Genomic DNA, 25,239 nt, shown 5'->3' on the forward strand with positions numbered 1-25,239 from the left:
TTGTCTCTCGATTCCCGTTATCACTCAGGACCGGCATGGCCATCATCACGCGTCAGGATCATCGCTTCAGCGAGCATCCACTGATCTTTATGCAGAGCGATCGCAGTTTAGCGAGCGCGCTGGAAGATCTGATGCGCGATCAACGCAGCTACATGCTGGATAACCTCAAGCTTGGCCAACCGGCACCCGCCGGGACGTTAACGCTGGCTGAGTGGTCCAATCCGCTTCACTATCGCCGCCTGACGCAGCGCTACAGCGATTATCTCTATCGCGATCATCCCGATGTGCAGCAGGAAGCCAAACCTCTGCAGTCACTGTGGGCGCAATGGTATTTTGGTCTGCTGCTGCCACCGCTGATGATGGCGTTATTGCAGGAACCGCGCGCGCTGAACTGCTCGCCGCATCTGATTCACGTTGAGTTCCACGAAAATGGCCATCCGTGCGCTTTCTGGCTGGATGTGCAGGAAGACGAGGATGCGCGCTACCTCAATGCCCAGCAGCGTATCGATCGCCTGATTCAGCAATGCCTGATTCCGGCGGTTAACGGCATGACGCAGCACGGTGATATCAATGCGAAGCTCATCTGGAACAACATGGGTTTTTCGTTTTACTGGTTCCTCGGTGAGTTGAAAAACCAGTTGCCGGAACACACGATTCTGCAGCTGGAACAGGCGCTGTTTTTCAGCAAATCACTGCTCGATGGCAGCGATAACCCGCTGTATCGCACCATGATCCCGCGCAATGGCGAAATGGAGCGCCGTAGCTGCTGCCAGCGCTATCGCATCCCCGATGTAGAACGTTGCGGTAACTGCACGTTAAAAGCGGTGTAGCACCCGCGCATTCTGTTACAGATTCTCCTTTTCTCCCGTTTACACTTTTCCAGGCTTATGGCATTTTTTTGGCTCTGTTTTTACCGGAGATAAAAATGAGCCTGAAGTCGGTACGGCACTTCTTTGCCGAACATGCACCGGATATCGACATCATCGAGATGCCGGAAAGCACCGCCACCGTTGAGCTGGCCGCACGCGTTCATGGCGTTCAGCCTGGGCAAATCGCCAAAACCCTGTCGCTGAAAGTGAAAGATGCCATTGTGCTGATCGTTACGCGCGGCGATGCACGTCTCGACAACCGCAAGCTGAAAGCCGCGCTCGGCGCCAAGGCGCGCATGTTAAGCGTGGATGAAGTGGTGAACTGGACCGGGCATCCAGTCGGCGGCGTTTGCCCGTTCGGGCTGGAAAATCCGCTTACCGTCTATTGCGATGTGTCGCTGCGCAGCTTTGACGAAGTGCTGCCAGCAGCCGGATCGATTCATAGCGCGGTGCGCATTTCGCCGCAGCGCATGGCAGAACTCACCGCGGCGAAATGGGTTGACGTCTGCGAGGCGCTTTAAGACGACTCGCGCGCGGCAGCACCGGAGATTTCGATGCCGCGCGTCTCCCGACCAAAGGCCACCAACACGCAAATCAGCACCGCCACCGTTCCGGCGACAATCGCCATGCCCAAACCATAATTGCCGCCGTGCGCCTCGGCGATACGCGACTGCAGCGTCGCATTCACTGAGGCGATCAAATTCCCCAGTTGATAGACAAAGCCCGGCAGCACCGCGCGCGCATTGGCGGGCACCAGTTCGGTGAGATAGGTCGGCACCACGCCCCACGCGCCCTGCACCATAAACTGCATCAGAAACGCGCCGATACCGATCATCCATGAACCGCTGGAGAAAGCCCACAGCGGCAGCACCGGCAGCGCGAGGAACGACGCCAGAATAATCGCGCGCTTGCGGCCAATGCGCTCGGAGAGTGCACCAAAGGTAATGCCACCCAGCATCGCCGCGATGTTGTAGCTGATGGCAATGATGCTGACGGTGTGCGGATCAAACTGATGCTGCACCTTCAGGAAGGTGGGATAGAGATCCTGCGTACCGTGGCTGAAGAAGTTAAAGCAGGCCATCAGCAGCACCATATAGATACAGATTTTCCAGTGCTGGCGGATTATCGGCAGCAGCGCATTGCTCTCTTTCCGCTCGCGCGCCGCCAGCCACACCGGCGATTCCGGCACTTTGAAGTAGATAAACGGCAGCAGCAGAATGGGTAACGCGCCAATCAGGAACATGCCGCGCCAACCGACGGTTTCGAAGAACAAACCAAAAATCACCGACGCCAGCAGATAGCCGCACGGATAACCGGCCTGGAAGATGCCGGACATCAAGCCGCGCGAGCGATCCGGAATGGTTTCCAGCGCCAGCGACGACGCCACACCCCAAATGCCACCCATCGCCACACCGTAAATCACGCGGAAACCAAGGAACGCCGTGAAGGTGGGCGACCACGCCGACAGCAATTCAAATGCCGAGAACATCACGATATTGAGCATCAGAATCGGTCTGCGGCCATACTTCTCCGCCAGCCGACCAAACAGCAGCGCGCCGATCGGGCGCACGGCGAGCGTGAGCATGATGGCGAGGGAAACATCGGAGATGCTGGTATGGAAATACTGGGCAAGATCGCTGAGGACAAACACTAAGATGAAGAAGTCGAACGCATCCAGCGTCCAGCTCGCGAAACTGGCAAAAGCCACGTTGCGCTGGGTCGCAGTCCAGTTGAACATGTCGGTATCCTGTCTGATTAGCTTCCGGATCGATGGCCGGATTTATAGTAGAAGTTACCGCGCGAATAATTTCACGGGTTACTAATTTGTTAACTATTTGTATATAGCATGTCAGAAAGGCGGGCTGTGGCGGGAATTGTCAGCGAGTGATTCGCGGTGTAAAAAAGCGTGTCATGTGAGTCAGAGAGAAATAGGTCGCCATGAATGGCGACCCTACGGCGGGATGGGAGATTCGACGATTTTGTAGGGTGCGCATTTATGCGCACCTGGAAAACGGTTCAGCGTTTCAGCTGATTAAACGCCTTTTCGATCATCTCCAACAGCAGCGCATTATTGACGGTTTGAATCACATGCACCAACGCGCCGGTCTGCGGTGGCACGCCGATATCCAGCCGCAGCGGCGTGCGATAACGCCAGCTTTTGCCGCGCGTGGCGCCAGGTCGCAGCTCAATATCCACATGATAATCCACGCCGTCGGCAACGCGCTGATTCAGCAACCAGGCCACCACCAACGCATCGTGTATCCAGCAACCTGGCAGATGACGGGTGCGGATCGAATAATCGATCCACGGACGTAACGTCTCACGCACAAACTGTGGCAACGGATGATCGTTAGCGGTAATTCGCGTGAGATCCTGCTGCGTCATCAAGGTTTGCGTGGTGGCGTCCATCGGTACCAGCGTAATGGCAGCGCCGCTGTGCAGCACCTGATGCGCGGCTTCCGGATCGAGGCCAAAATTGGTGTCTTTGATGTAATCATCCAGCGCGAACACGCCGCCCATAATCACAATCTCTGCCACCGATTCAGCCATCTCGGGATAACGCTGCAGCGCCAGCGCCACGTTGGTCAGCGGGCCAATCGCCACCAGCGTAAACTCGCCGGGATTGTCACAAATCAGTTGGCCCATTACGCCAGCGGCATCATGTCCATCCGCCGGAATGCGCTGCGGCTGACGAACGCCGCGCCACAGTTCACCGAGCTTTTCATCGGCAACGTTATCAAGACGCGCACGCCACGGCGCAGGATCTTCACGCAGCGCCTGCAGCGCGCCCTGCACCACCGGAATGTTGCGTCCTAGCCGCTGCAGCAGATCTTTCGCGACCTGCGCACCCACCGCGCTCGGCGTGTTGCCGGTCACGGTAGTAATCAGTTCCAGCGACAGAGACTTTGAGGCCAAGGCTAACGCCAGCGCGAGGCCGTCGTCGGTATTGGCGCCCGCTATACCGTTTCCCGGATCACAATCAATAATCAATCTTTTCATAATGTTATAGTTTTATTCTTGTTGAGTAAGCTGGCAGCCACAGGACTCACCGATTTCTAAATGGTGAGGAAATTCCGCCAGCTTCGCGTCACCATCCCAATTTTTGAGCATGGCAATCGCACTGCGCGCCATATCGCGCAGCGGCTGACGAACGGTGGTGAGCGTCGGCACATGAAACGCCGACTGATCGGTACCGTTAAAACACACCAGCGCGACATCCTGCGGCACGCGCAGTCCATGCTCCGACAGCGCACGAATGCAGCCAATCGCCTGGCCTTCATTACTGGTAAACAGCGCGCGCGGCACACGACCGCTGGCCACCATGCGCTGCGCGGCGTCGTAACCGCCCTGTCGCGTGTAGCTGGCAGGGAAAATCATCGCCTCATCCGCCAGCAACCCTTTCTGCGCCAGCGCATCGCGCCAGCCCTGAATACGATCCTGCGCGTTAAGCATGTCCAGTGGACCGCTGATCATGCCCACCTGCTGATAACCGTGGCTAAGCAGATGCGCGGTAACCTGGCACGCCGCTTCGCGCTCATTGACGCGCAGCATGCCGACGCCCGCACGCGGCTCAATGCGATCCAGCATCACCAACGGCGTACCGCTGGCCTGAATCACATCGATATAGGGATGGCGATCGACGCTGTTGTAAAACAGGCCATCAACCTGACGATTTAACAGGCCCTGAATAATCTCCAGCTCGCGTTTGCGATCGTCGCCGGCGTCACCCAACAGCATGACGTGGCCGTGATTCATCGACTCCTGCAACAGCATGTGCGCCATCGAGGCAACAAAGGGATTACCTATGTTTGGCACCACTAAACCAAAGGTTTTGGTGCTGCCCGAAGCCAGCGCGCGCGCCACCGCATTGGGGCGATAGCCGGTCTGTTTGATCGCCTCCAGCACGCGCTGACGCGTGGCTTCTGCCACCGGACGCGGGCCGTTATTGATCACGTAACTGACCACCGCCACTGAAGTGCCGGCAATTTTTGCCACGTCCGTGCGCGTTACGTTTCCGGTTGGAGATTTCGCCATTCCTTTGCCCCTGCGTAAATGCCATTGGCCGGAATCTCCGGCCAATGGGGGTTATGATTTACGCGATCCTGCTGGTCAGATGGCATCTTCCGGCAGATTGAGATCGCGTCCGCGCGTTTCCGGCGCCACGAAAGTGGTGAGAAAACCGATGCTGGCCATCGCCGTGAAGTAAACCGCAATCGGCCACCAGTGTCCGGTAAACGACAGCAGCGCCGCCGCCACTAATGGCGCGGTGCCTCCTGAAAGGATAGACCCCAGCTCTTTCGCTACCGCCATCTTGGTGTAACGACGCTTCACGCCAAACATCTCGACGCCCCACGCTGCCTGCACGCCGAAAATACCCAGCGATGCCAGCGCCATGCCGACCACAATCACCGCGATGACAATCGTCGGATCGCGGCTGTCCATCAGACTAAAGGCGGGCCAGGCGTAGAACATCAGCAATAAGCAGAAGCAGCGATAGGTAATGCGGCGACCAAAGCGATCCGACAGCCAACCGGCAAACGGAATAATCAGGAAGCCAAGTAATGAGGCGATGAACACCGCGGTGGTGGGCACCGATTTGTCGAGCATCAGCACTTTGGCGACGTAACCGACGATGAAGCCCTGCGCCAGATAAGAAGGACCGTTTTCGCCGATGCGTAAACCGACCATGGTCCAGAAGGCGCGAGTGCGACGCCAGAAACTGCGGGTATCCACCTCTTCTTCCGCCTTGGCCAACGTCGCGCTGCGCTCGGCCTGCAGTTCTGCCTGCTGACGCTCGAATACCGGCGTTTCACGCAGATGACGACGGATCCACAACGCCACCACCGCAATCAGCACGCTGCTGAGGAACGGAATACGCCAGCCCCACGCCAGCAAGCTCTCTTTGTCCATCTGGATCACCGCCAGCCATACCAGCGAGGCGATCAGCGTGCCGCTGTTTGAGCCCAGCGCAATCACCGACGAGACCAAACCACGACGCTCAACCGGCGCATATTCGCCCAGCATCACTGTGCCGCCGGATAACTCAGCGCCCGCCCCCAAACCTTGGGTAAAGCGCAGCAGCACCAGAAACGCGGGTGCCCAGACGCCAATGCTGGCATAGGAAGGAATCAAACCGATTAAGGTCGTGGAGGCGCCCATCAGAATGATGGTCGAGATCATCACCGTTTTGCGGCCTTTACGATCGCCGATCCAGCCGAACAGCAAGGCACCGATCGGGCGGGCAATAAAGCCAACCGACCAGGTGGCAAAACTCGAGAGCAAGGCGATAGTCGGCGTGGCTTCGGGGAAGAAGACGTCACCAAAGATAATGCCGGCGGCGAGGCCATAGAGCGCAAAATCCGCATATTCCATCGCGGTGCCGAGCCAACAGGAGAACGTGGCGCGCCAGAAATCTTTGCGGCCGGATGATGTTTCAAGCCGCGCGTCGGCAGCTGAGGAGGATGTCAGTGAGCTTTGTTGCGAAACCGTCATAACCCAATCCCTGAATGAGGTAAAAACAGCAAACGCCCTTCCGTGGGTCAGTTCCCTTGCAACAAGCGGAACTCCCCGGTGGCGACGTTCAGTAGGCAAACCTGGATGAAAAATCAGTAATGAATTCCCTGGTGTTGGAATCCGCTTCTTCGCCTGTTCCCGCCGATGTAATTTTCATCGATCGCATTAGTAAGGCAAATGTAACTGGGTCATCTCAAGGCCAACTTCGTCTCTGGCACCGTGAGTTATCACTATGGGCATAGTCTATCTACGCGCGTAGATAAATCAAGCAAAAATAGTGATATTTATTAGATAAACTTCACTATAACTCATGAGCACAAGATAAAAGAGGCGTTAATTCATGACATTACATCTAATGCGCGTAAGCAAGAAATGTCTGATTACAGCGTAATTAACGATTATTGCTTACCATTTAACGGCGGAGACTGAATCTTCATCGCGCTGTTTTTCGCACAGTTCAGTTAAGGTTTAATGACAAACCCGCAATATTCTTAAATGCCGTAACCGGTGCGCGACTGATTCAGCGTCTGCATTACACTGGAGAAAGATTACTCAGGAGCGCTATGACCATTATTCTTATGCGACACGGTAAACCCAATCATCCGGTCACGGGGCGCTTCACGGCTCGGGCGCTGGCCGACTGGTGTGAAGGTTACGATCAGGCTGATATTTGCGACTCCCCGCCGCCGCGCAGTCAAACCATTGCGCGCCTCGCGAGTGTGATCGCCACCAGCCCGCTGCCGCGCGCCCGTTCGTCATTAACGCGTCTGGGTTTGCAGCCGCACGCGGTGGATGAGGTTTTTAGCGAAGTGGCGATACCGACGTTGCCGTTTGAGCGTTTACATCTGCCGCTCAACGTCTGGCTGGCGCTAATACGCTTGTTGTGGCTGTGCGGCTATGCCGGCCATGTCGAATCGGTGCAGCATGCGCGTGAACGCGCCCGTCTGGCGGCAGATAAACTGGTGGCGCTGTCGCAGCAAGGCACGGTGTTGTTGGTCGGCCACGGCATCATGAATAAGCTGATTGCGCGCGAGTTACGCAAGCGCGGCTGGCAGGCCGAAAAACATGCCAGCAGCCGCCACTGGAGCAGTGCGATTTATCATCGCCCATTTATTTAAGGTTTGAGCTGAAAGTAGCTCAGCACTTCACAACCGGTACCGGCCTGCGGCGTGGCAATCACCTTCATCTGTTGCAGATCAATCAGGCTAAGCGAACCGTCGCCTTCATTAGCAATCAGCAAGCTGTGATTATCCTCACTGAAGCAGCCATCCATCGGCTTATTGCCGACATGAATATCGCCGAGCGGATTGAGCAGATCGTCAAACAGCGTCACCACCGGCTCCTGATCGCCAATCGCCACCAGCCGCTCGCCGTTGGCACTGAAACGCACCACCTGACACGGTTGCTGATGGCCCGGCAACGTCAGGCGTTGGCGGATGCGATGGCTTTGCCGATCCACCACATACAGCAGCGGCGCATCGGCGGCGCTCGCCACCAGATAAGGATGTTTCGGCGAGGCAGCGATACCCGAAATCGGGCCGGGCATCAGGATATTGTCGATAATCCGCCCTTCCGCCTCACACAGATCCACCACGGTAATGCTGGCGTCCTCTTCATTTTCGGTAAACAGCTTGCGGCCGCTGGGCGACAAAGTGAGTCGGTGTGCATTGTGCGAAGGCAGCTGAATGGTTTTCTCCACGCGATCGCTAATCGGATCAATCACCGCCACCACCGCGCTTTTTTCACAGCAGAGATAGACTTTGCCGTCTCGTCCCAACTGGCCGCTGTGCGGTGCTTTTAACGGCGACAGATCGATAAAACCGCTGATCTGCCGCAGGCGCAGATCGATGATCGCCACTTTGTGGCCGGGATGCGGATTGTCGCCGTGAATGCCGTCGCCGTAGATCGGCACGTAAGCTTTCTCCAGCTGCGGCAGCATCAAAAGCTCGTGTGGACGCGGCGGAAAGGCATTTAACTCTTGCTCAACGGCAAAGGTTTCGGGATTGAGAAACAGCACGCGATTGCCCTGCTTATCGACCGCCAGTAATCCACGGTTGTGTCGCTGCATAGTGTCTCCTTTTGTTGATCACCTCCTTTAAGCGTAGCTAACCCACAATCGGGAGGGGATTTTCCCGGCAGGCCAGCGAAAAATGCAGCCAGGTTAACAAGTGATCTCACACGCACTTTTTAATCCGTCCCGCGACTTACGCCACGTCACTCTTATTTTATTAGGAATAGTCTTAATGAGGTAAAATAGAATAACCAACAATTCACACGGATATTTATCGTTAATTTAAAGCTTAACGGATCCTTGATTTTCCGGTTTATCTGAAAGGATCAAAAAGTGATAGCCGCGCCGCACAGAATGTTTTATTAAGCATGGGAGAGTACTTTTTACACACAGCCTAAAGGACAATCAAGAGCGCTCAGCGCCGCGATCAGGGACGCCTTGCCACCATAATCACAATAATCAGGTGCATCATGAATAAAAAACGCCTTCAGCCAGCGTTAACCCTCTGGCATAACTGGAAAAGACTTGCTTTTACCAGCCAGACTTTCCTGCAGAAAAAACAGCATAATGCGCTCTGTGCGCCGGAATACGATCCCAGCGAAGAGGACAATATCGTGTTACTTTCTGGCGAAAAAGATCTGCCAGAGATTCCAAAGAAAGTCTGGATGTATTGGGATAATGAATATTTACCGAAATCAATGGCGTTAAATATTAAAAAGATTCGTCAGGATAATCCCGATCATGAAATTCATTTATTAAATCGTTTAACGGTAAAAGAAGTTTTACCCGACTTTATCTTTACCTCGACCCAATTAACCGCCCAACAACGAAGCGACATTATTCGTCTGGAATTACTGTTGCGCTATGGCGGCATTGCCATTGATTGCAGCACCTTATTATTTGAAGATCTCTCCTGGGTGCATCGTGCGCATCAGGAACGTTGCATGGATGTGATTGGTTATTATCACGAAAACGCCACCGTCAACTATCTCGCGCCGGTGATTGAGAGCTGGTTCCTGGCGGCGACCGCCAATAATCCCTTTATTCGCGAATGGCAAAAACATTACGCGCCGATCAAACATCTCGGCGAACAAAATTACTTCAGTGAATTGACCAAGCGCGATGATTATTCCCTGCTGACGCAGAAAATTGCGCAGCCGGAGCAGCAATTAGGTTCACTGGCGCAGCAGATCGCCATGCGCGAACATCGCCGGGTGAATCTTTATCTGCGTAAATGCGAGGCGAACGCCTATTACTATCAGCGTTTAAGCGGCTGGAAAAGCGAGGCGTTTGCCCACGCGGTGCTGTTTCACCAGCGTCCACTCACGCCGCCACCGGTGATTAAACTCAGCGGCAATGAGCGGTTGCATCTCGACTTCAACCTGCGGCTCGGCAACTACAATCGCAGCAGTTTGTTGGGCCAGATGATGCAAACGCCTGCGCCAATCGCGCTGGCATCACCCATCAACAAAGCGCGCGCGTAACCAGTGAATTAACGTGGTCACCGCCCGTGGCACCTGTGCGGCATACGGGCGCACCACCCATAAACGATCGGCGAACGCATCCACCGCTTGCCACTGCGGCAGCACCTGCTGCAGCGTGCCGCTGGCAAGTGCCGCGCTGGCGCTGAAATCCGGCAGCATCGCAATGCCCAAACCCTGCAATGCGGCATCGCGGATCGACTCGCTGTTGTTGGTGGCAAAGTTGCCCTGAATCTTTACCTGCACGGTTTCGCTGCCGCCGTCCGCTAATTGAAAGCGCCACTGCGGCGACTCGAGTCCGCGCGGATAATAAAGACAATTATGCTGCTGCAACGCCTGTGGTGAATCCGGCAGGCCGTTTTGCGCCAGATATGCCGGCGATGCCACCAGCAACGCGCGGGTTTCACACAGCGGCAGCGCAACATGCGTTTCCGGCAGGCTATCACTGTGGCGAATCGCCAGATCAAAGCCTTCACTGCCAAGCGACACCAGGCGATCGGTGACATCCAGCTGCAAGCGCACCTGCGGATAGTCGCGCAGGAAATCGCCAATGATCGGCACCAGCTGCTGGCGCGCAAACGCCACCGGCGCTGTCACGCGCACCATGCCACGCACCGGCCCCGCTTCATCGCGCACGCTGAAAAAACTCTGCGCGATACGCGCGAAGGGATCGCGCAGCTCATCCACCAGCTTTTCACCGGCGGAAGTCAGCCGCACGCTGCGCGTGGTGCGCTGCACCAACGCCACGCCCGCCATCTTTTCCAGCTCTTTAATCTTCTGACTCATCGCCGCTTTGCTAACGTCTAATCGTTCCGCCGCGCGCGTAAAACTGCCGAGCTCAGCCAGCACGGTTAACCAGTGCAAATGGACCCAAAGGCTATCGGTTTTAATTTCTTTCATATCGATTGTTCAAAATAATAAATAATCATTTCAACCAGCGCGCTTTTTCTTTCCTGCAGCAAGCGGCAGCATAGAGCCACATCCTACTCTTTTCATGTGAGCAAAAACGAGGTTTTATTTATGCCGTTACTGACATTCGACGTTATTCAGGGCCGTTCAGAATCAGAAATCCGCACATTGCTGGATGCCGCACACCGCGCGGTATTAACTGCCTTCAAAGTCCCGGCCCGCGATCGTTATCAGATTGTTCACGAAAACAAAGGTTATCAGATGGTCTTTCAGGATACCGGCTTAGGCTTTGCGCGAACCGACAATCTGGTGATGGTGCGCGTGTATACCAGCCCGAGAAGTGAAGAACAGAAGTGCCTGTTTATGGCAGAGTTAGCGCGCGAGCTGCTGGAAAATTGTGGCGTACAGGGCACGGATTTGATGATTAGTTTTATCACCAACAGTAAAGGCGACTGGAGCTTTGCCGACGGCGAAGCGCAATACCTCACTGGAAAACTCTGATCCCCTTCTCTGCCCTCACTGGCAGCAGCCCGTCCGTTGCTGCCAGGCTAAACCACAGTCAGCCTTAACCCGCCTTAAACGAATCGGAATGCATCGCACAAATCTGGTTGGATGTGTTGCAGCCATGTGACACCCAATATAGATTGTCGCAAAATCCCCGCAGAGGGTCGTTGGCGCAAGGATTGCGTATTCATTCAAAATGAGGATCTGACGTTGTCCGAAATGGTTTCGGTTGTACTCTTTTTGGCTGCGATTGCAGTCTACTCCTTCAAAGCCGGGCGAAATAAATTTTGGTTTAGTCTGATCCTGCTGCTGCTCACGCTGTTTATCGTGCTTAACGTCACGCTGGTCGCCAGCAACTATTTTACCGGCAATGGCATTAATGACGCGGTGCTGTATACCCTGACCAACAGCCTGACCGGCGCGGGCGTGAGCAAATATGTGGTGCCAGCCATCGGACTGATCATCGCGTTGTTCTCGCTATTTTGCCTGCTTTCATGGTTACTGCGCCGCCGTAAGCGGCCGCATCATCTCGGCTGGAGTTTGCTGGCGATTGCCTGTGCCGCGGGTTCGGTACAAACCACGCCTGCGTTCCGCCAGGTGAAAGAGTTGATCGCCTCACATTCGCGCCTCGCCGATTCGGATTTCGAAACCTATTACAAAACGCCTAATAAGGTGATCGCCGAGCCTAAGCTCAATCTGGTCTACATTTATGGCGAAAGTCTTGAACGGACCTACTTCGATCAGCAAGCATTTCCCGGTCTGGCCCCGGAACTCAGCCGCGAAAAAGACAACAGCATCGATTTCAGCCAAACCGAACAGCTGCCCGGCACCGATTACACCATTGCGGGCATGGTGGCTTCACAGTGCGGCATCCCGCTGTTTGCGCCTTTTGATGGCAATGCCTCGGCCTCGCTCTCCAGCTTCTATCCGCAGAACATTTGTCTGGGCGACATCCTGAAAAACTCTGGCTACGAGAACTGGTTTATTCAGGGCGCCGATTTACGCTTCGCCGGTAAAGACACTTTCCTGCTGTCGCATGGCTTTGATGCGGCCAATATGTATGGCTCGCAGGAGCTGAAAAGTCGCGTCGCCGATCCCAGCTATCGTAATAACTGGGGCTACTACGATGACACGGTGATGGACGAGGTGTTTGAGAAATATGAGGAGCTGTCGCGCGCGCAAAAACGCTTCGCATTGTTCACGCTGACCGTCGACACCCATCACCCGGATGGTTTTATCTCGCGCAGCTGCCAGCGCAAAAGCTACAGCTATGATGGCAAACCGAACCAATCCTTTAGCGCGGTCGCCTGTTCGCAGGAGCATGTGGCGCGTCTGATTGAACGCATCAAAGCGTCACCGTGGTTTAAAAACACCATCATCGTGGTGACCTCCGATCATCTGGCGATGAATAACACCGCGCATCAATACCTGATCAAGCAGCCGCGCCATGACCTGTTTATGGTGATTCGTGGCGATCAGCCACAGGCGGAAGTGCTCGATGGCAAACGCAGTACGCTGGATAACGGTGCCACGGTGCTGGATATTCTCGGCGGAGATAACGCGATTGGACTCGGTCGCAGCGGCCTCTCTTCCACCTCGCTGTCAACCGAGTTTGAAGACATGGCGAAGCGCGTCACGGCGTGGAAAGCGGATATCATTCAGCTGTGGAATTTCCCCAGCAAGATGGACAACTTCACCGTCGATCAACCGAAAAATACCTTCAGCTTCTCCGGCGCGACCTTCAAATTGCCGATTCTGTTCCGCGTCTCCGATAAGCATGTTGAACCGCTGCCCGAAGGCGAATATGCAGAACCACTGCGTTATCAGCTGGCTAAATTTGCTGCTGACGACAAATTTGTTTGGGTCGATCGCTGCTTTAAGATGGCGCGCCTGTGGCAGCCAGATTTAGCCCTGTCGAACGATTTGTGTGTTTCGATGGGACAAATGGGCGCCAAACCCAGCGTTACCCGCATTGATAAACCGCAGTGGAAAGCGAAAGTCAGCTTCCCCAAAGCAGAAGTCAGTGCGGCAACCTTCCAGCTCAACGAGCAGCAAATTCGTATTGAAGACAATGCGATTCGCTACAACGCGGACAGCTTCCTGTTATCGGTGCCTGGCGCGCCAACCAGCGTGAAGAGTTTTAAAGGGATATCACGTCCGGAAGAGTGGGGACGCTGGTCGAATGCCAATCTGGCACCGGAAGTGAATATTGAATACTCCGATCCACTGCCGGAACGCTTTGATGTGGTGATTACCGCGCGGGCGTTCGGTCCGAATGCGCACCGTCCGATTCCCGTGCGCGTTGGCGATGCAGAGCAGCAACTGAATTTGGGTGAAGATTTCTCCACCACCACACTGCATTTCACCAATCCAACCGGCAGCCGCAATTTAATCATTGCGCCACCGGAGCCACAGGAGTCGAATGTCGGCAATATCATCGGCCAGGATCCACGCAAACTGGGGATCGGCATGGTGGATATAAAAATAATTCCGCAAACTTAACGTAGGGTAGCCATTTATGGCGACCTGGTGCGCATGAATGCGCACCCTACGAAAAACCAGTCCGGGCATTGTCATCACCGTCCCCATCCGCACCCTACGCGCGCAGCGCCTCCAGCCTTTCGCGTTGCGCCCCTTCTGCCGTAAAGTTTTCTGCCGCCAGCCAGCGTTCGAAGCCCTGTTTCACCTGCGGCCAGTCGCTATCAATAATCGAGAACCAGCAGGTATCACGGCTGCGGCCTTTGTAGACAATCGCCTGACGGAAAGTCCCTTCGAACTGAAACCCTAAACGCTGCGCCGCGTTTCGTGATGGCTGATTGCAGCTGTCGCACTTCCACTCGTAACGACGATAGCCCAATTGCTCGAAGGCGTAGCGCATCAGCAGATAGTGCGCTTCGGTGGCCATGCGCGTTTGCTTAAGCAGCGGCGAGAAAGCGACGTGGCCGATCTCCACCGATCCGTTTGTCGCATCGATGCGCATCAACGCCAGGCTCCCAACCGCGCGGTTGCTAACCGGATCAATCACCGCGAAATGCATCGGATCGCGCCCGTTTTCCAGTTGACGCGCATAGGCAATATAGGCCGCTTCATCGGCAAAAGGTTCGGCGAACATATAGGTCCAGTCACGGCCATCTTCAGCCAGCGCATAGGCGGCATAGAGTTCGCGGCCATGACGCTCAGCACTCAGCGGTTCAAGCCGGCAATAATCTCCGGTGAAGGTTTCATAGCTCGGCCAGGCGCGGGGTTGCCAATCTGGCAGCGGAAATCCCACCGGTTGTCCGTAAGCGTTGGTGTGTTGCGACATTGCTCGATTCCTTTATCAATCAGGGCCAGAAACGCAGAGTGCCACTTTGCTGGCGTGTTAAAAAGCGCCACAATGGTTGAAATTGATGGATCCACGGAATTGCGTAAATGAGTGATATTGAGCTGCATCGATTGTTGCTGGCCCCGCTGGAGACCAACGACGAGCTGACGCTGCAACAGCAGTTGTTCCAGCGTATCAAGCAGGCGATTCTGGCAGGTAAACTCGCTGCCGGTACGCGTTTGCCCGCAACACGCCAGCTGGCGCTGGATCTCGCTGTTTCACGCAATACGGTAATCGCCGTCTGGGCGCAGCTGCAGGCTGAAGGATTTTTACTGAGCGATCGCCAGGGCAGCCGCATCAGCAATATGGCGCAGCTACCGCATGAAACTCAGCCGCCCGCCAGCGGCGAAATTGCCTTGTCACCGCGCATCGCTCAGTTGCGATCCAGCCATCGCACATTGAGTCAGGAGATGGCGCTGCGCCCCGGCGTTCCTTCGCTGGCACATTTCCCGCTGGCTCAGTGGCGACGGGCGCTGAACCGCGTGATGCTGCATCAGCCGCAGCAACTGCTGGGCTACGGCGATCCGCTCGGTGAACGCACGCTACGCACCGCGCTGGCGCAGCATCTGGCCTTAGCACGCGGCGTGCGCTGTACGCCCGAGCAAATCGTGATTACCGAAGGCGCGCAGCAGGCATTAACGCTGTGCGTGGCGCTGCTCAGCAGCCCAGGCGACATCGGTTGGGTGGAGGAGCCGGGATATCGCGGAGCCAAAGCGGCGATGCGGCTGGGAGATATGCGTATTGAACCGATAGCGGTCGATGCACAAGGTCTGGCGCCGCAGCCGCAGGACTGGCAGCAGCGTCCGCCGCGCCTGATTTACACCACGCCAACGCACCAATATCCCACCGGCGCAATCATGAGCGCACCGCGTCGCCTGGCGCTGCTGGCGGCCGCGCGCGAACAGCAAACGTGGATTATCGAAGATGATTACGACAGCGACTTTCGCTACAGCGGCGAGCCGATCGCCGCTATGCAAGGCATGACGCAGCCAACGCCGGTGATCTACGTCGGATCGTTCAGCAAAACGCTGTTTCCGGCGCTGCGCCTTGGTTTTATGGTGTTGCCGCCACAGCTGGTCGCGCCGCTGCGCCCTGCGCTGCATGAACTGCTGCGCGGTGGGAATCGTCCTGAGCAGCAGGCGCTGGCGCTGTTTTTACGCAGCGGTGATTTTAGCCGTCATCTGAGCAAAATGCGCCGTCTGTACCGCCAACGGCAGGCGACGTTACGACAGGCTTTGCAGCAAACGTTTGGCGCGCAGGTTCCTTTGCTGGGCGGCGAATGCGGCATGCATCTGGTGTTATCGCTGGCTGCGGATCAAAACGATATGGCGTTGGTGGATCGGCTGATCCAGAGTGGCTACGCGCCGGGTGCGCTGTCGGGATTTTATCTCGGTGAGCAGAAGCAACAAGGGCTGGTGCTGGGTTACGGTAACACCAGCACCAGCCAGATTACGGCGGGCGTCGCGCAGTTAGCGCGTCTGCTACGCGAGAATTAACCGCGGAAGAAGATTTCGCCTGATTTGCCCATCACGATCTTACCGGTGTCATCGGTGATCAGGATGTAGTTGGCATTAATGTACGCCCAGTGCGTGCCTGGCTGCGGCGCTGGCAGATGGCGTGGCTTCCACTCAACAATGGTGTACTGCTTTTTACGGTACTCATCTGGCACCACATCGCCCACTTTGTACTCTTTGTAGTCGATGATGATGGTGTTCAGATCGTAGTTGTTTGGCGCAGTTGCATTGCCGCTTTGCGGTGGACGAATCGGCGCGACATCGCCGCTGGATTCAGCCGGTTCATTGCTGGCAGGCGCATCGGCGGCCGGCGCCTGAGCGGGTGCATCAGCGGCGGGTGCCTGGGTTTGCGCGTCGGGTGCGGTTTGCTGCACTGGTGGCGGCATGGGTACGGCGTCTGTTTGCTCGCCTTCCGCCAGCGCGGCCGGAGCAAGGCTTAAAGCGCCCAGAAAAATTCCTGCAGAAAGAAGATTGACGTGTGTCCTGCGCATTGGTGATTTCCACTCTGGTTAATTATTAACTGTCCATTTAACTGACAAGTTAAGCACGCAGAAGGTTCCCCCGGCGCGCTTAGCGCGTCAAATTTCGCTGCTCAGCATACCTCAGCTCAGGCGTTTTTTGGCGCAGTAAAATTGCAAGCAACCATGTTAGTTTTTGTCGTGCGCTTTCTGTGCCAGATCCATTAATAACGCGATGCCCAGATAGTTACTCCAGTTAAACGCGTTCTGCAGCACCACAATCGCATTGCCGTTCTGCTTATCAAAGCCAATAAAGCTGGAGTAGCCGCCGATATAGCCAACCTGATAGGTGATCTGCTGATCGCCGTAGGTATCGGTTACCCAGGCGATATTTTGTGACTGATTGCCGTGCTGTTCGTAGCCGTGATTGACCTGCGCAAACGCCGCATTGAGCGAAGCGCCCGCGCCGTCATGCAGGTGGGCATCCAGATAGCGAATCAAATCGCGCGCGTTGCTGTAGAGGCTGGCGGCCGCCACCATATTGTTGTTAAACACCCAATCCGGCGTGATTTGCCCGCGAGGAATCAGCTTAGGCTGATCGCCGGCATGGCCGAGCGCACGCCACGGATAGCCGCGCAGACGCTGTGGCGTGAAGCTGCTGCTGGTCATGCCAAGCGGCTGGAACATATTGCGCTGCGCCAGCGTTTCGATGTCCTGATGGAAGCGATGTTTGAGGATGTAGCCCAACAACGCATAGCCGAGATTGGAATAGCGCGCGGTGGGATGCGCGGGCGCGTCAAAGTCGGCCAGATAATCCAGCACGGCGTCGCTGTCGAGGTTGCCATAAAAGTTCTCGCCACTACGCAAATAGCCCATAAATTTCATGAACATCGGCAAATCCATATCCTGACGTGGCAAGCCCGACGTGTGCGTTACCAGCTGCAACAGCGTGATGCGTTTGGCATCAGCGCTCAGCGCCACGTTGGGCGGCAAAAGCGTCGCTAGCGTGTCGTTCCAGTGCAGTTCACCGCGATCCACCAGCTCAATAATCACCTCAGCGGTGATGCCTTTACTCAGCGAGCCGAGCGCAAATAAGGTGTCTGGCGTGATGGGATAACGGTGCAGCGCATCGGTGACGCCAAAACTGTAGAATTTAGGCTGGCTGCGTTGATGGATGATGGCGATGCTGATGCCGGAAACCTGCTTTTGCTGCATGTAGTGGCGCACGATGTCATCGACGTTTTCATTAAAGGTCGCGTGCGAAAGATAGACTTTATCGCTGACGGGCGCGGAGGTTTGCGACAAGGTGCCGCAGGCGCTGAGCAATATGCTCATGCCCAGCACAATGATGCATGTTGTTAAACGATGGCACAGCACCCGTTTATTCCTGGCGAAGGTAATCATGGCAATGGATTGAGCGAATTTTTATGTTTTATAAAGGGTGCGACGGGTGTTGGTGGCGAAATATAGCACAGAAGAAAGTCAGCGCCACCTGCCAAAAACAGGTGGCGGCGGGGATTATTGATTAACGGGAATAACCGATCCTTTGTAGTGCTGGTTAATAAATTCAGCGGTTTGCTTTGACTCCAGATCTTTCGCTAGTTCCAGAATACGCGGATCGTGCGCCAGTTTCGGCGTGGTGACCAGCACGTTGGCATACGGATTATCCTTCGCCTGTTCCAGCGCCAGCGCATCCTTCGACGGCACTAAACCGGCCTGCAACGCATAGTTGCCATTGATGATCGCCAACTGCGCATCATCCAGCGCGCGCGGCAGCTGCGGCGCTTCCACTTCGATAATCTTCAGGTGGTGCGGGTTGTCAGTAATGTCTGCGGAAGTCACCAGCGTGTTGGCGCTGCTGCTCTTCAGTTTGATCAAACCATTGGCCTGCAACAGATAAAGTGCGCGGCTCAGATTGGTAACATTATTCGGTACCGCCACCTGCGCGCCATCAGGCAGATCTTTCAGTGATTTCACTTTGTGCGAGTAGATGCCAAGTGGCTCAATATGCACGGTGGCGACCACAGAAAATTTCTCGCCCAGCGCTTTTTCCTGATCGCGCAGATAAGGCACGTGCTGGAAGTAGTTGGCATCCACGTCACCGCGCGCCAGCAGTTCGTTGGCGTTGAGGTTGCCGTTGAGTTCAATCACTTTGAGATCGAGCTTCTTGTCGGTCTGTTTGATGTGGTTGAGGATTTCGCTGTGCGGTACCGCATCGGCCGCCACGCGCAGTGCGGCCGCCGAGGCGTAAGTGCTAAACACCGAAACCATCGCTAACGCGGCTATCACCTTTTTATTCATCTGCTTCCCTTAGTTTCTTATGATTTAACGCTATTGAGAGTGTCAGCGTAATAACGCTGCGCCACGTCGCGATGCGATCGCAAACGCCCTTTGAGATAGTTCCAGCCCACTTCACGCAGCAGCGGATTGCTGGGTTCGCTGGTCGGTCCGCGCGCTTCTGCCGCCAGCTGCGGCGGTAATTGATACAGCGGCACTTCGGCGTCGAGCTGCGCGCCGAGGAAGAAAGCGATGGAGATGCGCTGTTGTTTTGCCGGTGGCGACACCACGCGATGCACAGTGGCGCGCAGATAACCGTTGGTGGCGATCTCCAGCAGTTCGCCGATGTTCACCACAAAAGCGCCCGGTTTCGGCAGCGCATCAATCCACTGATCTGGCGTGACTTCAACCTGCAATCCGGGTTGATCGTCCTGCAACAGAAAAGTCAGAAAACCGGAATCCTTATGCGCGCCGACGCCTTGCTGGCTGGCAGCGGCATCTTGCCCCGGATAGCGAATCAGCTTCACATGTTCGTTGGGGTGCGTGCCGTACAGCGCATCGAAAGCGTCCGGCGGCAGCGACAGGGATTTGGCGAAGGCGCGCAGTAAACGCAGCGCCACGTCAGTCATCGCCTGCTGCCACGCGTGGATCACCGGACGCAGCTGCGGCAGCGCCTGCGGCCACAAATTGGGTCCTTGCAGCTGCTTCCATGCCGGATCGTCTGGCTGCAACGTCAGCGCGGCACGTTCTGCACCAATATCAAACTGCTCACGCTGATCGCGCTGTTCACGGGTGTATTCCACGCCCGCGCGGTTGTAGCCGCGAAAATGCGGCGAATGGATCATCGATACGCGCTGCTTCTCTTCATCCGGCAAGGCAAAGAACGCGCGCGTGATGCTTTGCACGTTCTGCAGCAGCTGCGGATTGATGCCATGATTCACCAGATAGAAGAAGCCGACGTCACGCGCGGTTTCGCGCAGTTCGGCGAGGTATTGCGCCTGTTCCGCATCCGGCAGTTCCAGCAGGGCTAAATCCAGTACCGGCAATGTGCTGGCCATACTTTTGCATCCTTTATGCAGAAAAATTCTGCCTTTACGCTGCCATCTGTCGGCAAATGCAGCCAATACTGTTGCGCGATAAGTTATGGCGAATCATTTTTAGGAGAGGTTCAGCAATCGATATGCAAAAAGCGATAAATCGTGCCCGCTTCCCGCTATAATCGCCGCCAATTAACTTTGGGCATTGCCCATCAATGAACAGCAGGAGACGCCGTATGAACCAGGGTCCGTTAACCGAAAAAGAGCTGAACTGGCTTGAAGATATGCTGGAGAAATACGGCAATGAACACTCGGTGGTGGATACCGCTGAGCTGGACGGCATGCTGACGGCGTTGCTCTCTGGCCCGAACGACATCGAACCAAGCGAATGGCTGGTGGCGATGTGGGGCGGCAAAAAGCACATTCCAAAATGGTCGAATGAGCGCGAAATGGATCGCTTTATGACGCTGACGTTCCAGCATCTCAACGACATCGCCGAGCGCCTGGCCGAATTCCCCGAGCAGTTCGATCCGCTGTTTGGCACGCAAGAGATGGAAGGCCAGGAATTCACCGTGGTGGAAGATTGGTGCTACGGCTATCTGCGCGGCGTGGCGCTGGATGCGGATTGGTCGCTGCTGCCAGAATCACTGCAGCCGATGATGGAGGCGATTGCCTTGCACGGCAGCGAAGATCATCTGGCGAAGCGCGAAGCCTTCACGCCAGAAGAGTTTGAAGCCAGCATCGAGGCGATTCGCCCCGCAGCGCTGGAACTGCATGAATACTGGCAGGAACAGCGCATGGCGCAGCCCGATCCAGAACCTCAACTGCCGCACTTTGCCGGCGAGAAAACCGGCCGCAACGATCCTTGCCCGTGCGGCAGCGGTAAAAAATATAAGCAGTGCTGCGGTAAATAATATTTGCACTTGCCGTAGCGGCGCAATTTATTGCGCGTGTTTGGCCTTTAAAACGCGCGATAAATCGCGCCGCTACGAAAATGTGCGGTTTTTATCAGGGAGCCGCTTTTACCTCGGTCACCCAGGTTGGCAACTCCCATGCGCCACCCGCGCGAATCGCGCGGCACATGCCGGTGGTGGCATCGCTGCTCTGCTCAAACGCTTTGCCATCCCACACCCACGCCGCTGTACTCCAGCAGTCGCCGATGCCGCGCCCTTTCTGCGCTTCTGAGATCACACCTTCGCTGTAATCAGAGCCGGAATCCGTCACCAGCTGCGGCGTGCCCTGCAACGCTTTATCGATCAGCCAATAGCCATAACCTTCGTTATACGCCCCGCGCCAGCACAGCGCGGCGATCAGCACGTGCGCATCATCAACCGGCGTTAAGGTCAGCGGCTCCGCGCCCTCTTCGGGCTGATCGTCGGACGGCGCCAGATTGTCGCAGCTGTCGTCATCGGTGAGTGAGGCAATCAGCTTTGGCTTCAACAGCGCCAGCTCATCGGCCGTCAAGGGACGCGCATCGGCCTTAGCCACTTTCACCTGCTGAATCACCGGCATCGCCACCGCTGCCGGTACGCTGCTTTCCGGCTTGTTACCTTTGCGCACCAACGCACCCGGCGTGCTAAGACGACCTTGCGCATCATCCATTTTCAGCAGCACCGCAAACGCGCCATTGCTTGAGAGATCAAAAGGCTCCTCGCCACCGCGAAACTCCACTTTGCCGCTGCCTTTAATACCGTTGATCAGCGCCTGGGTTTGCTCATCGGTCAGCGTCCACTCGTCGTTGTCGGCTTTCGCCACGTCGCCCAGCGCACGGTCATCTATCCACAACGCTAAGTTATTGACCACATTAGAATCATCATCGCCGGTATCGGCCAACACCACACGACCGTGCGTCACCGCGTTGGGTCCGCCCGCGCGCACCAGCAACACCGAGCCGCCCGCGCCCTCTTCGGCGCTGTAACCGGCGGCGCGACAGGTCAGCGTGTTATCGCAAGCCAATTCCCAGTCTTTGTGGCTAAAGGAGACGCCGTCTTGATCTGCCAACAGCGGCGCACTCAGGCTGGCAAGTAGCGACATCGCCAGCAGCAATCGGGTAATCATGCCATCTCTCCATAATGGTAAAGGTGGCTAGTGTGATGATTTTTGTGACGCGGGAGAAGTGAATTTTTTGCGGCGATGCTGATTCAAAGCGCCGCCACAATCTGCTGCCTTAACCACTGCTGGGCCGGATCGCGGTGCAGACGTTCATGCCACAGCAGCAAAATATCAAAGCCCGGCACCTCCAGCGGCAGATCGATAACCGCAAGGTGCGACGCGTGACGCACCAACCGCTCGGGCAGCACCGCCACCAAATCGCTGCTCGCCAGCGTTTCCTGCATAAACAAGAAGTGCGGCACCGACAACACCACGCGGCGTGAACGCCCGAGCTTCGCCAGCGCATTATCTGTTGCGGCGCTAAAGCCACCGCCATCGGGCGAGACCATGACAAATTCCAGCTGGCAGAATTGATCCAGCGTCGGTGGACGTTGCAATTGCGGGTGATCGCGCCGTCCCGCCAGCACATAGCGTTCGCTGAACAGTTTGCGTTGATGCAGCGTCGGCGGCGCGTTATCGCCGGTGTGAAACACCACATCCAGCTCACCTTTTTCCAACTGCTGCGCCACCAGCGGCGGATTCAGCGCCAATATCGCCATACGACTTTGCGGCGCAGCAGCGCGGATCAGGTTGAGCGCGGGCAGCACCAACGCCGACGAGGTGTAATCGGTGGCGGCGAGGCGCCAGGTGATATCGGCATTGGCCGGATTAAAGGTATCGGGCGGCGCGACCGCACGCTCAACCGCTTCCAGCGCCAGACGCAGCGGCTCACGCAAAGCTTCTGCGCGCGCCGTTGGCAACATGCCGCGCGGTCCAGGCAGCAAAAGCGGATCGTCAAAATGCCTACGCAATCGCGCCAGCTGAGCGCTGACGGAAGGCTGCGAGAGATGCAGACGCTGCGCCGCGCGCGTGACGTTGAGTTCGCTTAACAGCACATTGAGCGTCTGCAGCAGATTCAAATCCAGCGAGTTGATATTCACTTTGTCTATACCTGAGATATCAGCAATTGATTTCTACTATACCCAGCGCCGACTTAATCTGCAGTGGTTTTCATCTCACAGGATTAAGCCCATGAATGTATTGATTGTGTATGCCCATCCGGAACCGCGTTCACTGAGTGGTTCGCTCAAAGACTTTGCCGTGCAGCATTTGCAGCATGCCGGACATCAGGTGCAGGTCTCTGATCTCTATGCGATGCAGTGGAAAGCGCCGCTCGACGCTGCCGACACGCGCGCCCCGTTAGTGGGCGACCACTACGATGCGACGGTGGATTCCCGCTTCGCCTACGATCATCAGCTGCAGGCCGCCGATATCGCCGCCGAGCAGGAAAAATTGCGCTGGGCCGATACGGTGATTTTCCAGTTTCCACTGTGGTGGTTTTCGATGCCCGCCATCATGAAAGGCTGGTTTGACCGCGTTTACGCTAACGGTTTTGCCTACGGCGTGGGCGAGCACAATGAACAGCATTGGGGCGATCGTTACGGCGAAGGCAATCTCAGCGGCAAACGCGCGATATTAGTGGTGACGACCGGCGGATGGGAATCGCACTACAGCCCGCGCGGCATTAACGGCCCGATTAACGATCTGCTGTTCCCGATTCAACACGGCTTACTGTTTTATCCCGGCTTTAGCGTGCTGCCGCCGCTGGTTTTCTATCGCGTACAGAAGTTGGCAGCCGAACGTTTTGCTGGCTGGTGCGATGCGCTGGCAACAAGGCTGGATACGTTGGAACAGACAGCGCCCATTGCCTATCGTCAGCAGAACGGCGGCGACTATGAGATTCCTGCGCTGACGTTAAAGGCGGAGTTTGTCCCGGAAGAGAGTGGCTTTGGCGTGCATGTGAAGCGGTGAAAAGTGGCAGGCTCGGCGCTGAGCCTGCTGTTACTCGTACAGCCAGCGCCCCGCTTTTGCCGATTCAATCAACATTCCCAGCGTGAAATCGGGTACTACCGGCACTTCACGCTTATTAAATGGATTGAGAATCTGCGCCAGCGAGGGCTCATCGGGATAGTAGGTTTCGATGACGAATCCGCCGCGATCAACGCTGAACTCGTCGAAGAACTCATCCATCAGCGCTGATGCTTCTTCACGCTCGAAGTTAAGATCGCTATCGATATCAATCTGCGGCGTCAGCGTTTTTTGCTTAAACAGGTAAACGCCGTCGTAACGTCGCACCAGCTCGTAGATACGCTGCTCAATTTCAACTGTCATCGCTTCTGCACCTCCACTGATTTCACCGGAGCGCCATTCTGCCATGCAATCCCGACAGTTGAATGAAAAAAATCTCTACGGGAGAATTTTGAGACAAAGAGCGAGTTTTTCGAGATGAGACGCCTGGTTTACTGCGTCAATGCATCCTGCGCTTCTTTCAACTCTTCACGTGCTTCATCCAGTTTGCGCTGCTGTTTTTCAATTTTATCGCTGCGGCCTTTGGCCTGCGCTTCCTGGAGATCCTGCTCACGCTCCTGCACTTTCAGCTGCTTCTCGGCCACTTTCTCCTGGCGCGCTTTGAGCAAGCCGCTGTCGGTGCAGTTTTCATTGGTTTCGCGTAAGGCCTTTTCCAGACCGGCGATGCGCGCAGCATTGCCATGCTCACGCGCCATCGCCAGCTCTTGCTGGATATCCTGCTTTTTAGCGGCGCAGCCGGTGGCTGGGTTGGCAGCCTGAACAGACGTCACGCTCAAAGCAGATAAAAGAATCGAAAGGGAAATCAGGGTGTTTTTCATGGTGAGCTCTTGGTTTACGTTGATGGGCGCTATTATACGAAGAGTTCTTAAGGGGATCTTAAGGGCCACGAGTTAACTCGAAAGCCAGATTTCAGACACAAAAAAAGCCGCTCGTAAGCGACTTAATTTTGCATCAATCGATGGTGCGAAGGTCGGACTCGAACCGACATGTCATAACAGGGTAAGAAACCATCCCCGAAACCCACTTAACCAACTGAATTATATAGTTAAGAGGAAAGACTTCAGCAACATTCACAGGACATACTCCCGTGAAAAAGCCCCGACAAAATAACCGGGGTTAAGATGAGTTTCAATAGAGATAAGTATTTAATTTTAGATGCAAGCGGTAACTACTTCGTGCGAATCACAATCCCGATGTACATGCGTCAGTACTTCGGGGGTAAGCGTTACTTTATGTAGTGGCACACTGAATTTGGCCACCTGAATAGAGGTGATATCATCACCTCATAGTCAAAACAGGTGACATTATGACCGGACGTAACAGACGCAATTTTAGCCCCGA

At 55.7% G+C, this 25,239-nt stretch carries 24 protein-coding genes; 9 read left to right on the top strand and 15 right to left on the bottom strand.

The window, feature by feature from the left end:
- Positions 1 to 35: 35 nt before the first annotated feature.
- A complete protein-coding gene (gene fhuF / locus HX773_RS05715) occupies positions 36 to 830 on the top strand; it encodes a siderophore-iron reductase FhuF (RefSeq protein WP_176970772.1) in 795 nt (264 codons plus the stop codon).
- A gap of 95 nt (positions 831 to 925) precedes the next feature.
- The gene (locus HX773_RS05720) at positions 926 to 1,390 is read left to right on the top strand and encodes a YbaK/EbsC family protein (protein ID WP_176970773.1); all 465 of its coding nucleotides are present in this window, start codon (positions 926 to 928) and stop codon (positions 1,388 to 1,390) included.
- Here HX773_RS05720 and HX773_RS05725 read toward each other — a convergent pair.
- From HX773_RS05725 to HX773_RS05740, 4 genes are all read right to left on the bottom strand, one after another.
- The gene (locus HX773_RS05725) at positions 1,387 to 2,607 is read right to left on the bottom strand and encodes an MFS transporter (protein ID WP_176970774.1); all 1,221 of its coding nucleotides are present in this window, start codon (positions 2,605 to 2,607) and stop codon (positions 1,387 to 1,389) included. The genes HX773_RS05720 and HX773_RS05725 overlap by 4 nt on opposite strands.
- 278 nt (positions 2,608 to 2,885) lie before the next feature.
- A complete protein-coding gene (locus HX773_RS05730; protein ID WP_176970775.1) occupies positions 2,886 to 3,869 on the bottom strand; it encodes a nucleoside hydrolase in 984 nt (327 codons plus the stop codon).
- A 12-nt stretch (positions 3,870 to 3,881) separates the two neighbouring features.
- Positions 3,882 to 4,904 carry a LacI family DNA-binding transcriptional regulator gene (locus HX773_RS05735; RefSeq protein ID WP_176970776.1) on the bottom strand — a complete coding sequence of 341 codons (1,023 nt, stop codon included), beginning with the start codon at positions 4,902 to 4,904 and terminating at the stop codon, positions 3,882 to 3,884.
- A 75-nt stretch (positions 4,905 to 4,979) separates the two neighbouring features.
- Positions 4,980 to 6,362 (bottom strand): MFS transporter, encoded by a 1,383-nt coding sequence (locus tag HX773_RS05740; protein WP_176970777.1) that lies wholly within the window; start codon positions 6,360 to 6,362, stop codon positions 4,980 to 4,982.
- A 584-nt stretch (positions 6,363 to 6,946) separates the two neighbouring features.
- Between HX773_RS05740 and HX773_RS05745 the strand changes: the two genes are divergently transcribed.
- Positions 6,947 to 7,501, top strand: coding sequence for a histidine phosphatase family protein (locus HX773_RS05745; protein ID WP_176970778.1), 555 nt, complete (start codon positions 6,947 to 6,949; stop codon positions 7,499 to 7,501).
- On the opposite strand, the gene HX773_RS05750 is transcribed toward HX773_RS05745, so the two are convergent.
- Complete coding sequence (locus HX773_RS05750) at positions 7,498 to 8,451, bottom strand: WD40 repeat domain-containing protein (RefSeq protein WP_176970779.1); 954 nt, start codon at positions 8,449 to 8,451, stop codon at positions 7,498 to 7,500. The genes HX773_RS05745 and HX773_RS05750 overlap by 4 nt on opposite strands.
- Before the next feature lie 413 nt (positions 8,452 to 8,864).
- Between HX773_RS05750 and HX773_RS05755 the strand changes: the two genes are divergently transcribed.
- Complete coding sequence (locus HX773_RS05755) at positions 8,865 to 9,878, top strand: glycosyltransferase family 32 protein (protein ID WP_176970780.1); 1,014 nt, start codon at positions 8,865 to 8,867, stop codon at positions 9,876 to 9,878.
- Here the strand turns inward: HX773_RS05755 and HX773_RS05760 are convergent.
- Positions 9,852 to 10,775, bottom strand: a complete 924-nt coding sequence (locus HX773_RS05760) for a LysR family transcriptional regulator (RefSeq protein WP_176970781.1) — start codon at positions 10,773 to 10,775, stop codon at positions 9,852 to 9,854. The genes HX773_RS05755 and HX773_RS05760 overlap by 27 nt on opposite strands.
- A gap of 120 nt (positions 10,776 to 10,895) precedes the next feature.
- Between HX773_RS05760 and HX773_RS05765 the strand changes: the two genes are divergently transcribed.
- Both HX773_RS05765 and opgB read left to right on the top strand, forming a co-directional pair.
- A complete protein-coding gene (locus tag HX773_RS05765; protein ID WP_101762200.1) occupies positions 10,896 to 11,285 on the top strand; it encodes a tautomerase family protein in 390 nt (129 codons plus the stop codon).
- 213 nt (positions 11,286 to 11,498) lie between these two features.
- The gene (gene opgB, locus HX773_RS05770) at positions 11,499 to 13,790 is read left to right on the top strand and encodes a phosphatidylglycerol--membrane-oligosaccharide glycerophosphotransferase (protein WP_176970782.1); all 2,292 of its coding nucleotides are present in this window, start codon (positions 11,499 to 11,501) and stop codon (positions 13,788 to 13,790) included.
- A gap of 94 nt (positions 13,791 to 13,884) precedes the next feature.
- On the opposite strand, the gene HX773_RS05775 is transcribed toward opgB, so the two are convergent.
- Complete coding sequence (locus tag HX773_RS05775) at positions 13,885 to 14,592, bottom strand: GNAT family N-acetyltransferase (protein ID WP_176970783.1); 708 nt, start codon at positions 14,590 to 14,592, stop codon at positions 13,885 to 13,887.
- 107 nt (positions 14,593 to 14,699) lie between these two features.
- Here HX773_RS05775 and HX773_RS05780 point away from each other — a divergent pair, with 107 nt between their 5' ends.
- Positions 14,700 to 16,148, top strand: coding sequence for a PLP-dependent aminotransferase family protein (locus tag HX773_RS05780; protein WP_176970784.1), 1,449 nt, complete (start codon positions 14,700 to 14,702; stop codon positions 16,146 to 16,148).
- On the opposite strand, the gene HX773_RS05785 is transcribed toward HX773_RS05780, so the two are convergent.
- The 4 genes from HX773_RS05785 to HX773_RS05800 form a co-directional block, all read right to left on the bottom strand.
- A complete protein-coding gene (locus tag HX773_RS05785) occupies positions 16,145 to 16,657 on the bottom strand; it encodes an RcnB family protein (RefSeq protein ID WP_176970785.1) in 513 nt (170 codons plus the stop codon). The two genes, HX773_RS05780 and HX773_RS05785, sit on opposite strands and share 4 nt — an antisense overlap.
- A gap of 156 nt (positions 16,658 to 16,813) precedes the next feature.
- The gene (locus tag HX773_RS05790) at positions 16,814 to 17,959 is read right to left on the bottom strand and encodes a serine hydrolase (RefSeq protein ID WP_218168147.1); all 1,146 of its coding nucleotides are present in this window, start codon (positions 17,957 to 17,959) and stop codon (positions 16,814 to 16,816) included.
- A 183-nt stretch (positions 17,960 to 18,142) separates the two neighbouring features.
- On the bottom strand, positions 18,143 to 18,925 hold the full coding sequence (locus HX773_RS05795; protein ID WP_176970787.1) for a MetQ/NlpA family ABC transporter substrate-binding protein: 783 nt from the start codon (positions 18,923 to 18,925) through the stop codon (positions 18,143 to 18,145).
- Positions 18,926 to 18,942: 17 nt separating this feature from the next.
- A complete protein-coding gene (locus tag HX773_RS05800) occupies positions 18,943 to 19,959 on the bottom strand; it encodes an isopenicillin N synthase family oxygenase (RefSeq protein ID WP_176970788.1) in 1,017 nt (338 codons plus the stop codon).
- A 215-nt stretch (positions 19,960 to 20,174) separates the two neighbouring features.
- On the opposite strand from HX773_RS05800, the gene HX773_RS05805 reads away from it, so the two are divergent.
- Positions 20,175 to 20,852, top strand: coding sequence for a YecA family protein (locus HX773_RS05805; RefSeq protein ID WP_176970789.1), 678 nt, complete (start codon positions 20,175 to 20,177; stop codon positions 20,850 to 20,852).
- A 94-nt stretch (positions 20,853 to 20,946) separates the two neighbouring features.
- On the opposite strand, the gene HX773_RS05810 is transcribed toward HX773_RS05805, so the two are convergent.
- Together HX773_RS05810 and HX773_RS05815 are read right to left on the bottom strand one after the other, a co-directional pair.
- Positions 20,947 to 21,996 (bottom strand): DUF1176 domain-containing protein, encoded by a 1,050-nt coding sequence (locus HX773_RS05810; RefSeq protein WP_176970790.1) that lies wholly within the window; start codon positions 21,994 to 21,996, stop codon positions 20,947 to 20,949.
- Between the two features lie 83 nt (positions 21,997 to 22,079).
- On the bottom strand, positions 22,080 to 22,970 hold the full coding sequence (locus HX773_RS05815; RefSeq protein WP_176970791.1) for a LysR family transcriptional regulator: 891 nt from the start codon (positions 22,968 to 22,970) through the stop codon (positions 22,080 to 22,082).
- A 91-nt stretch (positions 22,971 to 23,061) separates the two neighbouring features.
- Here HX773_RS05815 and HX773_RS05820 point away from each other — a divergent pair, with 91 nt between their 5' ends.
- Positions 23,062 to 23,841: an NAD(P)H-dependent oxidoreductase gene (locus tag HX773_RS05820; protein WP_176970792.1), complete on the top strand. Its 780-nt coding sequence runs from the start codon at positions 23,062 to 23,064 to the stop codon at positions 23,839 to 23,841.
- Positions 23,842 to 23,871: 30 nt separating this feature from the next.
- Here HX773_RS05820 and HX773_RS05825 read toward each other — a convergent pair whose 3' ends face one another.
- Both HX773_RS05825 and HX773_RS05830 read right to left on the bottom strand, forming a co-directional pair.
- Positions 23,872 to 24,201 carry a DUF1493 family protein gene (locus tag HX773_RS05825; RefSeq protein ID WP_176970797.1) on the bottom strand — a complete coding sequence of 110 codons (330 nt, stop codon included), beginning with the start codon at positions 24,199 to 24,201 and terminating at the stop codon, positions 23,872 to 23,874.
- 128 nt (positions 24,202 to 24,329) lie between these two features.
- Positions 24,330 to 24,716, bottom strand: coding sequence for a DUF1090 domain-containing protein (locus HX773_RS05830; protein WP_176970793.1), 387 nt, complete (start codon positions 24,714 to 24,716; stop codon positions 24,330 to 24,332).
- Positions 24,717 to 25,239 lie beyond the last annotated feature (523 nt).

This window comes from Pantoea sp. B9002 (genome assembly GCF_013385945.1).
Classification (GTDB): Bacteria; Pseudomonadota; Gammaproteobacteria; order Enterobacterales; family Enterobacteriaceae; genus Pantoea.